Origin of the sequence: Argonema antarcticum A004/B2 (assembly GCF_023333585.1) — a bacterium.
GTDB classification, from domain to species: Bacteria; Cyanobacteriota; Cyanobacteriia; order Cyanobacteriales; family Aerosakkonemataceae; genus Argonema; species Argonema antarcticum.
This window is the reverse complement of sequence record NZ_JAIQZN010000007.1, coordinates 126788-138169: the sequence shown is the minus strand read 5'-3', so window position 1 is coordinate 138169 and position 11382 is coordinate 126788. Positions and strand designations below refer to the sequence as shown.

At 45.0% G+C, this 11382-nt stretch carries 10 protein-coding genes; 7 read left to right on the top strand and 3 right to left on the bottom strand.

All coding sequences use genetic code 11. From position 1 onward, the window contains the following. Positions 1-104 precede the first annotated feature (104 nt). Positions 105-545, top strand: coding sequence for a DUF29 domain-containing protein (locus LAY57_RS05145; RefSeq protein ID WP_249065226.1), 441 nt, complete (start codon positions 105-107; stop codon positions 543-545). A gap of 25 nt (positions 546-570) precedes the next feature. Here LAY57_RS05145 and LAY57_RS05140 read toward each other — a convergent pair whose 3' ends face one another. Next, positions 571-1002 (bottom strand): hypothetical protein, encoded by a 432-nt coding sequence (locus LAY57_RS05140; RefSeq protein WP_249065225.1) that lies wholly within the window; start codon positions 1000-1002, stop codon positions 571-573. 157 nt (positions 1003-1159) lie between these two features. Beyond that, positions 1160-2443 carry an aspartate aminotransferase family protein gene (locus tag LAY57_RS05135; RefSeq protein ID WP_249065224.1) on the bottom strand — a complete coding sequence of 428 codons (1284 nt, stop codon included), beginning with the start codon at positions 2441-2443 and terminating at the stop codon, positions 1160-1162. Between the two features lie 172 nt (positions 2444-2615). Between LAY57_RS05135 and LAY57_RS05130 the strand changes: the two genes are divergently transcribed. Beyond that, entirely contained in the window at positions 2616-4208 is a 1593-nt protein-coding gene (locus tag LAY57_RS05130; RefSeq protein ID WP_249065223.1) for a cation:proton antiporter, read from the top strand. A 210-nt stretch (positions 4209-4418) separates the two neighbouring features. On the opposite strand, the gene LAY57_RS05125 is transcribed toward LAY57_RS05130, so the two are convergent. Continuing rightward, positions 4419-5093, bottom strand: coding sequence for a potassium channel family protein (locus tag LAY57_RS05125; RefSeq protein WP_249065222.1), 675 nt, complete (start codon positions 5091-5093; stop codon positions 4419-4421). A gap of 90 nt (positions 5094-5183) precedes the next feature. Here LAY57_RS05125 and LAY57_RS05120 point away from each other — a divergent pair, with 90 nt between their 5' ends. The 5 genes from LAY57_RS05120 (at position 5184) to LAY57_RS05100 (ending at position 11190) form a co-directional block, all read left to right on the top strand. Next, a complete protein-coding gene (locus LAY57_RS05120; RefSeq protein ID WP_249065221.1) occupies positions 5184-6278 on the top strand; it encodes a potassium channel family protein in 1095 nt (364 codons plus the stop codon). A gap of 260 nt (positions 6279-6538) precedes the next feature. Continuing rightward, positions 6539-6991 (top strand): hypothetical protein, encoded by a 453-nt coding sequence (locus tag LAY57_RS05115; protein WP_249065220.1) that lies wholly within the window; start codon positions 6539-6541, stop codon positions 6989-6991. Between the two features lie 481 nt (positions 6992-7472). Further along, positions 7473-8153, top strand: a complete 681-nt coding sequence (locus LAY57_RS05110; protein ID WP_249065219.1) for a hypothetical protein — start codon at positions 7473-7475, stop codon at positions 8151-8153. A 92-nt stretch (positions 8154-8245) separates the two neighbouring features. Continuing rightward, positions 8246-9904 carry a hypothetical protein gene (locus LAY57_RS05105; RefSeq protein ID WP_249065218.1) on the top strand — a complete coding sequence of 553 codons (1659 nt, stop codon included), beginning with the start codon at positions 8246-8248 and terminating at the stop codon, positions 9902-9904. A 2-nt stretch (positions 9905-9906) separates the two neighbouring features. Then, positions 9907-11190 carry an O-antigen ligase family protein gene (locus LAY57_RS05100; protein ID WP_249065217.1) on the top strand — a complete coding sequence of 428 codons (1284 nt, stop codon included), beginning with the start codon at positions 9907-9909 and terminating at the stop codon, positions 11188-11190. Positions 11191-11382: the final 192 nt, after the last annotated feature.

Here is an 11382-nt window from a genome sequence, read left to right as displayed (position 1 = left end):
AGGGGGAGAGTGGGAGAGGAGAAAAGAAATAAAAATGTTCTTAGGTGAACAAAAGCATAGCAACTCCGAAAGAGCCACAAAAACAGTGACATAAGAAGAATACCATGTCATCAACACGATACGAAACCGACTATCATCAATGGATAAAAGAAACGGTCAACCAATTACGAGAACGGCATTTTCATGAGGTTGATTGGGATAATTTGATAGAAGAGTTAGAAAATATGGGAAAAAGCGATAAACGGGCTGTGTTAAGTTTTTTAACCCGTTTATTAGAACACCTTCTTAAATTATCTTATTGGCAAGTCGAAAAAGAGCATTCAGGGAATCATTGGGCTGCTGAAATTGTCAATTTTCGCGCTCAGATTCAACATCGTTTAGAAGATAGTCCTAGTTTAAAATCTGAACTCGAAGTAATGTATGCAAAAGCCTATCCTGTAGCAGTTAAGTCTGTTTCTAAGCTGTTTTTACTGCCGAATGATGCTCATATTTCCCTAGAACAAGCCCTGGATGAGGATTGGTTTTCTCTTGAAGACGGCTATTAACGTAAGTTGCAAGTTGAGGTAGTAGTTAATTTGCATTCATAATATCGTTGCAAAATTCTTTTAAAGTTGGCTCTCCTAAGTTAGCTTTTTCCAGAGCATCTAAAAAATGTTTTTCAGTGCTATATTTTTTTATTTGTTTGCTGACTTCATTGAAGATAAAATACTCCTTTTTAGTCTGGCCAATAACATACTCGTTATAAAATCTCCAGCGCTTGAGATCGGAAACAAAAACCAATCTCTCTGGGCTCAAATCAGAATTTGAATCAGATGTATCAGATCTCAAGCAATCCCCATCGCCACATAAGTCTCGCCAAGAGTCTGAATGGCTGATAACGTTACCGCCAGGAGTATAAACTTCCCATTCAGCCAATCCGATAGTAGCAGCTCCTTTGTTTGGCGCTAAGCAAAGACAAAGAGTCAAAGTTATAGGTACAGAAAATCGATGTAGTATTTTCATCGGCGATACTTAAGAGCTTTAAATAACTCTAATTTATTAGCTATAACAAGGAAGTCTTTCTCAGGTAGGTTGTTGCGCATTAGCGCTAAATTAAAGAGCGCTAACGCGCAACAACGTACCAAATATTCGATCGCACTCAAAATCTGCTGAAATACTGTTAGGCAACTGCGGATGAGAGCGCCCGCCCAAGTGCTTGCAGTGCTAGATCGATTTCCCGCTCGGTTACAATTAGCGGTGGTACAAATCTGAGGACTTTGGGGCCAGCCGGAACGAGCAACAAACCTTCAGCCATCGCCGCTTTCACCACATCAGCGGAAGTTAGTTCGATGTCTGCTTTCAACTCCATACCGTCAATCAAACCCCAACCGCGCACTTCGGCAATCAAGTTAGGATATTTGGAGGCGATCGCTCTTAATCCAGCCCTTAATTGTTCCCCTCTCTCCTGCACGTTTTGCAGAATGTTCTCGCGTTCTAGGGTTTGACAAACCGTGAGAGAAACTGCACAAGCAAAAGGATTTCCGCCGTAGGTGCTGGCATGATCTCCAGGCCCGAAAACAGCGCAGAACTTCTTACAAAGAGTAGCACCGATCGGGATACCGCCGCCCAATCCCTTCGCAGAAGTGAAGATATCCGGTTCAATTCCCAGATTCTCATATCCCCAGAACTTGCCGCTGCGCCCCATACCCACTTGCACTTCATCCATAATCAGGAGAATGCCGGTTTCATCGCAAATTTGGCGTAGCTGCTGGAAGTATTCGACATCTCCCGGACGAACACCGCCTTCACCTTGCAAAGCTTCCATGAGAATGGCGCAAACCCTTTGATCTCCGGTGTCTAAATCTGCGATCGCATTTTTCACCGCCTCAATATCGTTATAAGGAACATAGTCAAATCCCGGCATCAACGGGTCGAAATTCTTCTGATACTTCGGCTGACCCGTGGCTGTAATCGTCGCCAGCGTGCGACCGTGGAAACTGGCGTGCGCCGTCAAAATCACCGGCTCTTTTATTCCCAAGACCGTGTGAGCGTATTTCCGAGCCAATTTAATCGCCCCTTCATTCGCCTCCGCTCCTGAATTGCAGAAAAATACGCGATCGGCACAAGAATGTTCCACCAGCCATTTAGCCAGTTCACCTTGCACGGGGATGTAATACAAATTAGAAACATGGTGCAGCGTCTTGATTTGGCGAGTCACCGTTTCTACTAAAGCTGGGTGGGCGTGTCCTAGAGTACAAGTGGCAATTCCAGCCACAAAGTCCAGATATTCGCGCCCATCCGTATCCCAAACCCGACAACCTTCCCCCCTCTCCAAAGCGAGGGGAAATCGTCCGTAGGTTGTCATCACGCAGTCGTCAAAGTTGGCGCGATCGAATACGCCAGACATAACTGGTGCTGACTCTGCGGGTATAGTGGGATTCTCAACCAAAGTTTCAATGCTCACTGACTCAATCCTTATATTTAAACTTCTTTTGAAAACTGTTGCACTGGATTCTTGGGCAGATTAATGAAAGGCTGCTATTTGTGTACTAGCAGCGTATACCAGTAACCTAAACCTCATGTACGGTATTGTATCCCCAGACAAAGTAGTCGTATCGTGCTTTCTGCAACACTTTATGGTAGCAAGTTTAAACTTTACAGGCCAAGCGGATCATGGAAAAGTTGCGGAGTTAGTCACCATTCTGATTATTCTTCTGCTGGTGGCGACGGCTGTTGCTTTACTGTCCCGTCGCTTTCGTATCCCTTATGTTACGGGTTTGGTATTAGCGGGCTTAGCAATCACCGAGCTATTACCTCGTCGCATCGGACTGGATTCTTCGCTGATTTTAAATCTCTTTTTACCGATTCTGCTGTTTGAGTCGGCTATCAATACTGATATCAGCCGCCTGCGAAGCACGATTAAACCGATCGTACTTCTAGCTGGGCCTGGTGTAGCGATCGCTTCTGGAATCACTGCGCTACTCCTAAAACTAGGGCTGGGGCTAGCGTGGATACCCGCACTGCTGACCGGAACGATCCTCGCCATTACCGATACGGTTTCAGTGATTGCCGTTTTTAAAGAGGTTTCTGTACCTCCCCGACTTTCCACAATTGTAGAAGGGGAAAGTTTATTTAACGACGGTGTAGCCCTCGTTCTCTTCAGTTTAATTTTGAAAGTTCATTCCACAGGTTCGGTAACTTTTCTAGAGGGAATTCAAGACCTGTTTGTGGTGATTGTCGGAGGAACTCTCGTCGGGTTAGCCTTGGGTTATTTAAGTACGGGTTTATTTGTCCGTTCCGACGATCCTCTCAGCAGTATTTTACTAACGGTAGCGATCGCATTAGGAGCCTATCAAGCTGGGGAATTTCTGGGTGTTTCCGGCGTAGTTGCTGTAGTTGTCGCTGGATTAATGGTGGGAAATCTAGGGATTTCTCGCAGCGTATCGGCTTCCAGTCGAATCACCTTGTTCAGCTTTTGGGATTATGCCGGTTTTGGTGTCAATACATTTATTTTTCTGCTCATCGGTTTAGAAATCGATCTGCTCACTTTCTGGAAGACTTTGCCAGCAGTTCTGCTAGCGATTCTGGCTTATCAAGTGGGGCGATTTCTCTGTGTTTATCCCTTGTTAGCTACGGTGCGTTTGTTCGATCGTCCGATTCCGTTTCGTTGGCAGCACGTTCTCTTTCTAGGTAATATCAAAGGCTCTCTTTCAATGGCTCTTGCCTTCAGCTTACCTGCAACAATACCTGGGCGAGAGGAATTGATCGCGTTAGTATTTGGTAGCGTGCTGTTATCTCTTGTAGGACAAGGGTTGAGTTTGCCTTGGCTGGTGCAAAGATTGAAGTTAACTCAATTTTCCGAGTTTCGTCAACAAACAGAGGAATTGCAAGCTCAGTTGATGACTGCTAAAGCGGCTCAAGATGAATTGGATAGTTTATTGAAGGCAGGAGTTTTACCGAAATCTATTTACGAAGAAATGCGATCGCCTTATCAAGTAAAAGTTGCATCTGCTGAAAAAGCACTGCGAGACCTTTACAACCGCCGTCCAGAGGAATTAACTGCTACCAGTAGCGATCGCATAAAACTCGATGCCATTCGTCGGCGTTTGCTACTAGCAGAAAAAGGCGCATTAAGCGACGCAGTGCGTAAGCGAATTTTATCAGAAGAAATCGTGCGAGGCAGGATACAGACCATTGATGAGCAGTTGTTGAAGTTAGAAGATGATTAGAGATAATCTAAAAAGTAGATTTTGGATATTTTTTACCGCAGATGAATGCAGATAAACGCAGATAAACGCAGATAAATCCTGATGTTACTGGATGTGGTCAAAACCCGTTGGTAGATTTTTTCTGGTTTCCTCCTGTCCCTTTCCCCCTCTTCCCTTTCCCCCTCTTCCCCTAGCCCCTAGCCCCTTTGCCCCCTCCCCTAGCCCCTCTTCCTAACACCCTTCAATAAAATCAATCATTTGATGCAATACTCCCGGCTTGGTAACTATTAGTATCGTTGAACCGGACTCTAATACGGTACTGCCGTTGGGAATTTCTAAATCCATCTGAGGATGGGGTTGATAACCAATAATCAGAGAACCTGTGGGGAAGCGGGGGTCTTGAGCGATTTCGGCAATGCTACGACCAACTACGTTGCATCGTCCTGCAATAGATAACTTTAAAACCTCGATTTGACCCTGCTCAAAGTGCATCATTGATTCCACTTGCGGATACTCGATCGCATTTACCATTGTGGAAACCGCTAGATCGATCGTACTGATAATATGATGTGCCCCAGCAAAGCGTAGCGGTTCTTCAAAATCGCGATGACGCATCCGGCTGACAATGTGGGAGGCTCCGTAGTGCTTGGCAAGCGTCACTATTGCCAAATTTAAAGCATCGCTCCGCAATACAGCAGCCACAGAGTCGGCTTTCCTAATTCCTGCTTCCAGCAACACCTCTGTACTCACGGCGCTACCTTCAAAAGCCATTGCACCCACTTGTTCGCGAGCATAACGACAGGCATTAGGATCTATATCAATCACGGCGACAGTATGCCCAATTTCTACCAGCTTCTGCGCCAAATTTAGTCCGACCAGTCCGGCTCCACCAATTAATACATACATTCCTGACCTCCTTTACTATCTGATTGAATATAGTTATTGTTATTCTGCCTTTGTGTATTATCGAACTCTTTACCAACAACTGTTACTTACGTGAGCCCACGCGCTTCATTCGATTCTCAATCAGACATAGAGCGCAAATATCAACGCCTCCGACAGGAGTTGATTATAGGTGCGATCGCACTCGGTTGCGTTTTCCTGATCGGCACGCTGTGGTATCGTTTTGTCGAGGGATGGCGTTGGCTGGATTCGGCTTACATGACGGTAAGCACTCTAGCTACCGTTGGTTTTGGAGAGATTAATCCTTTAGGCGATCGCGGACGGCTGTTTACCATCATACTGATCGCGATGGGAGTAATCAGCATCGGCTATATCGTTAACCGCTTTACAGAAGCCCTAATTCAAGGCTATTTTCAAGAAGGAAGACGACTTCAACAACAGCGACGTTTGGTGGAATCTCTCTCGGAACACTACATTCTTTGTGGATTTGGACGCACCGGGCGTCAGATTGGCATGGAATTTCAGGCGGAAGGCATCCCTTTTGTGATAGTAGACTTGAATCTGGAATCTGTCCAAGCTGCACAGCAGATGGGTTATATTGCCATGCAAGGGGATGCCACTCTAGATGATACTTTGCTCAGGGTGGGCATTGAACGGGCAATCTGTTTAGTGGCGGCGCTACCCTCAGATGCAGAAAATCTCTACACCGTCCTCTCAGCAAAGACGCTCAATCCTAAAATAAGAGCGATCGCTCGCGCCAGTACGGAAGAAGCCGTCACAAAGCTGCAAAGAGGCGGCGCTGATGCGGTAGTATCCCCCTACATCACCGGCGGCAAACGTATGGCTGCTGCCGCCCTCAGACCGCAAGTAATGGATTTTGTGGATGGGATTCTCACGGGAACCGATCGCGCTTTTTACATGGAGGAATTCCGACTAGATGCGGATGTTTGCCCTTATGTAGGTCAAAGTTTAAGGGATGCGCGGTTGCGATCGCAATCCGGTGCCTTAGTTCTCGCCATTCGTCGCGCCGATGGCACTCTGATTGGTGGCCCAACCGGCGAAACCTTATTACTCTCCGGCGATGCGATGATCTGCATGGGTACAGCTGAACAACTGCGCGACCTCAACCAAATTCTAGGGCCGATCGGTTCTAAAGCTAAAGCACTTCGATTGCCAAAACATACTTAAAAATGCTTTGGCCAAAAATGCGATCGGTTATTGCCTTTTGGAAAATTAAACAACCGAGCTACTAACTCAGAAATATAGGTGACAGGGTAGTTCCTTATCTTGATGGCGCGAGCCTTGGTGCTGTCGTCTTAATTGGGGAAATGCGATCGGACTGATTGCTGTAACAGTCAATTCATGGGATATCTCATGCGTAACTTCTTTCTTTTCTGTTTGGCTTTACAGCGGTTCCCGCTGTAGTTTTAGTTTTGGTAGGGGCTAACATGGCATCTAGAGAATCTTTTAACAACAATGCCGTTGAAGCGGATGGCATCCGTATGGAAATCTGGGAACCAGATTTTATAGTGCTGCCTATTCCAAAAAACAGACTCGGTGCTAATACCCCTGTACAGATTAATGTTTACATTACTAACAACACAGCAACGCCCTTTCCCTTTATCTATGATACCTTGATTCCAGAACTCGTGAAGGCAGACGGTAAAGCACTACATCCACAAAAACTGATAGACAGACAGATTACAACTAGCCAATATAATGGCATTTTTATACCGCCGCATCGGGGCTATGCTCTGGTTCGCTCTTTAATTGCAAAGCTCTGCCAACGGAAGTATTCGACCTCTGGTTTGAAGATGTTTGGATGGGTATGGTGCATACTCCTTTCGTGGAGTTTCGCCTTGTTCAGTCTTGAAACGAAAGTGCATTCACAATTGCCATAAAGATTTGAATTCAGAAAAGGACTATTTGTTATTTCTTAGAAACTTGAATCTTAAGGGAGCTACAAAAAATGCGATCGCAATACCATTACCTAGTTTTCTTGACATTCTCAGAGTACGGATGAGGTTAACCGCTAATTTTACCGTTTATTCATAAATAAATTCAGTAATTTTTACTGACTAAATTGGGTTTAAACTTAGGGAGAGATTTTTGTTAAATTCAGTATTTTCTCTAATTGATTTACCTGGAGCTTAAAAGTTAACATTTTGAAAAATTAAACGGAGCGAGCTACTAACTCAGAAATGTAGGTGACAGGGTAGTTCCTTATTTTGATGGCGCGATTCTTGGTGCTGTCGTCTTAATTGGGGAAATGCGATCGGACTGATTGCTGTAACAGTCAGTTCATGGGGATATCTCATGCGTAACTTCTTTCTTTTATGTTTGGCTTTTACGATTCTGAACCTGCCCCATTCTCCATAATAATTGGCAGTAGTGGTGGCGGTGGAGTCAGCAGACCTAGACCATTTATTTCTTTTTATTCTAGCTTCTGTAATTTTTGAGGTAGTAGTATTGAGTCATATACCAATAAGATTGACTGCATCTGGAGATGTGGAAATTAGGAGAATAGTCAACATGACATCTGGGAAATCGACTAATAGTAACACCGTTGAAGTAGATGGCATCCGCTTTAAAACTTTAGTGCCAGAGCGTGTGCTAATGATTCCTACTAGGGAGGATGTCAAAACTCCCGTGCAATTCGGGATTCGCGTCACTAATCTTTCGTCAATCCCCTATCGCTTTATATTCTTTGGCTTGATGCCAGAACTTCAAGATGCCAAGGGGGTAGTAATAGAGCGCACTTGGGGAAGAAATGCCACCAAAGCCCCACAAGAAGCAGATTTTCTATTGGCTATGCCTGGAGAGAGTTTGGCATTCTTTGTGGAAGGCCAGTTGTACTGCTATCAAGACAAGTTTGGACTCGGAGGCTATGAAAGTTCGGGCGGAGCTTGGGCTTTTCGCACCCTCAATCCAGGTCGATATCAAGTGCGGTTCACTTATGAAAATCGAGACGCCGTGAGAAAAATCTATTACGGAGGAAGTGTGGAAGGACTTTGGACGGGAAAGGCGTCTACACCTTGGGAGGAGTTCCGCCTAGTCTATTGATGAACTGAAATTAAATCGCCATTACTGTCTAGATTTTGTTTCGCGCCAAAACTGCTATTTCTTTGGAATCTAATAGGTATAGGAGTTACAAAATGCCATCACGACGATATTCTCTGCTTGGATTGGCGATCACCTTGGTAGTAACGTTTACTGGACAGTCCGGTGTTGCTTTTACTATCAATTATCCCCCTCCAGACGGAAGATCTAATGCCTTTATTCGTTACAACGAGCGCGATTATGAGGGCGAAGCGTATTTAGTCGTTGCAGAAGAGATTGAACGAGGTGGAACGAATGAGCTTTGGCAATTGCTAAACGATTTTTCTAGTAGGTATCCGGGACGCTGGGAATTTCAACGTGCTGAGAATGACTTACAGGGTAGCTTTAATCTCCTAAATTATTACATCTGCGGCCCACAAACTACAGATTGTGGAGCAGAAATAGATGATCCTGTATCAGGAGGTGTTGGGGCTATGCTTGATTTGCGTTACTATCCAGTTCTATTAACTGGCGACCCCGTACCCGACCCCACGGGTATTACTAGGCGAGTCCAATGGATTCAACGGGTGTACAGTAACCATAGCCTCAACCCCGATCGACATGGTTCTATTGAAAACGTTCTCGATATTAATATTGGGCAAACTACCCCATACTATTCCGGTGTTGCGGGAAACGGAATTGACATACCCCCCATCCCGCACAGATTTTTTACAGACGTACCATACAGAGTCGATCCTGTGGAAAGCCATTTTTGGGATGCTGAACTCTACTTGGTTGAAGAAACGCAAGTTCTGGGAAGCCAGAAAAGGATAGTCACGATTTATAACGGAATGAAATGGGGTTGGAGAAACGTCAGCCGTCCAAAACCCACCAAAACATTTTCCAGCACCCTAACCTCCGGTTCTCAAACAGACAAATTCACCCTAGATAAACTCACCCCCGGCAGCTACTTTTACGGCTGGACAAATAACAGCATCCCCTCAAATCGCTGCAATCCAAACACACACTTAGGCGCATATTCTAGTTCTGGGTATAAATACGACGACGACAGCAGTCCAGTAGGAGACGGTTTCGCTTCTGCCCTAGCAGGAATTGTCCCCGACAGTGGCATCATCGACCTGTTTGTTGGTGCTAACGGTGGTCGTCGTGGAGAAGACAAAGGCAGCTACGAATTGAACGTCAAAGTCTACGATTCTGAACCTGCCCCACCCTCCATCATAATTGGCAGTAGTGGTGGCGGTGGAGTCAGCAGACCTAGACCGGGCAACACACAACAAAACCCCATACTTCCAAATCGAAGTGACGGTAACTGGCAAGTCTTCTCAAACGTTCCCGGCTGTCGCTGGTACGACCCCCACACCACTCACGGTTTTGAATTCCAAGCATTAGAAGATACCCTATTTACGGAAATTCTCGACTTCCCCGTCGGTCTTGACAACCGCTTTACTGTAAGAGTAGGAGACGCCATCTTGGGAGAATTTGGCCCTGGAGATAGCGTCGATTTTGTCTCCTTACTGGGTGAAGCAGTTTCTCATTTCAAAATCACCGATATCGATGCTTTAATTGGTGAAACAGAATCAACTGCTTTTCCAATTCAATTGGCATTTAATCAGAGCGTAGGTAGTTTTCAAATGCGTGCAATTCAAGAAACACCTGAACCTAGACGCATACCCGAACCTCCTGCTATTTTGGGTTTATTCATGCTAGGTGCGTGGGGAGTATTTCAAGGGCTAAAAATTAAGAATGGGAAATAGCAATGAAACATCTTTACACTTTGCTCTTTGCTCTCAGTATCATTCTCATCAATCCTTGGGGAAGTAGTCGAGGCGAAATTTGGACGCACCCAAAAGTCTTTGCTGTCCTGCTAATTACTTTATTAAATCTTTCAATTTTATGGACAAAGAGATTTGATATAAGCATACCGCGTCATTGGAAAATTAGCAAACTGCTGTGGGAAATATTTCTCGGAATAGGACTAATTTCAACGATGTTCAGCCCCTTTCCTCTCCGTTCTTTATTCGGTCAAAACGAGATGGGTGATGGGTGGTTTTATTGGTTGCTAATTGCTGCTTTCACCCTCAGCAATACCTTGGTGTTAAGACATCGCCCATCAATAGCTATTCCCCAAATCCAAGGTTTGCTCATCGGTGGAGTGATTCTCGCACTTAGTATTTTCCCCCAAGTTCTTAACTGGAAAATTGACTATACTGCCACATCAGGTCAACTGTTACGGGACAATATTTTAGGGAGTACCATTTTCCAAGCCCAGCAGCCGATCGGTTTGTATTCCCATCGGGGTCATGCGGCTTTTGTATTAGCAGCAGTGGTAATACTGGCGATCGTAGCTTGGCAGCGGCGGTGGATAAGCGATCGCAAATTTATAATTAGTTTGGTATTAATTATTCCAGCACTGCTATTAGCTCAAACTAGGGCAGCAGTATTAGCCCTGTTAATAGCAACTGCTTACCTGTTGGGAAGAAAATATTATAAGTTGTTAATCCCTGTGGCTTTGGTTTGTCTGGTGGTAATAGGAATTACTACTAGCACCAGAAAAATTGCTGGGTTGCCTGCAATTAAACAAATCACTTCAGACCGAATTTATTTGTGGCAGCTATCAGGATTGGGAATAGTTCAACGTCCCCTACTCGGATGGGGTTTTGATGGTTTCGGTATTGCTTATCCCTATATTTCAAACCAGAAATGGACACCTCGAATTGTGCAACTGAATGAATTCAGTTTTGACTACGTTAATAAAGAAGGGCGGGTTGAAACGAAACCGATAATCTCAAGTAAAGCCCACAATCTGATTCTGGACACGATTTTATCTGTAGGCGTTGCGGGGATGCTTTGTTACGGTGCGCTGTTGGGTTTCTGCTTATGGTGTGTTATGCTGTCTCCAAGTCGCGGTATGGAGGTGGTGGCTTACTGCTATCTTTTCTTTACCTTCACTTGGTTTGAGTGCGCCCAGTTTACTCATTTAGCTTGGTGGGCACTCAGTTTCAATGTCAGGAATGAAGAAAATAATTGTTCCGCTACTTGAGTGTTAGACATAGCGAGTGGAAGGATTAGACGAACTCCTATCGAGAGGTTGCGAGTTGTGAAAATATTACCTCGCCAGCTATCCCGAAGCACTGCAAAAGCTGCAAGTATGCCAAAAGCTGTTTCCTTCCTTTCTGCCAGAAGAATAGCTATTGCAGTATCGAGGAAGCGATCGCACAAAATACGGCCCGAT

Bases quoted from the DNA above. Each gene is read 5' to 3' on its own strand.
- LAY57_RS05100 (WP_249065217.1), top strand. From the start codon at position 9,907: ATGAAACATCTTTACACTTTGCTCTTTGCTCTCAGTATCATTCTCATC.
- LAY57_RS05125 (WP_249065222.1), bottom strand. From the start codon at position 5,093: ATGTATGTATTAATTGGTGGAGCCGGACTGGTCGGACTAAATTTGGCG.
- LAY57_RS05130 (WP_249065223.1), top strand. From the start codon at position 2,616: ATGGTAGCAAGTTTAAACTTTACAGGCCAAGCGGATCATGGAAAAGTT.
- LAY57_RS05105 (WP_249065218.1), top strand. From the start codon at position 8,246: ATGCCATCACGACGATATTCTCTGCTTGGATTGGCGATCACCTTGGTA.
- LAY57_RS05140 (WP_249065225.1), bottom strand. From the start codon at position 1,002: ATGAAAATACTACATCGATTTTCTGTACCTATAACTTTGACTCTTTGT.
- LAY57_RS05115 (WP_249065220.1), top strand. From the start codon at position 6,539: ATGGCATCTAGAGAATCTTTTAACAACAATGCCGTTGAAGCGGATGGC.
- LAY57_RS05145 (WP_249065226.1), top strand. From the start codon at position 105: ATGTCATCAACACGATACGAAACCGACTATCATCAATGGATAAAAGAA.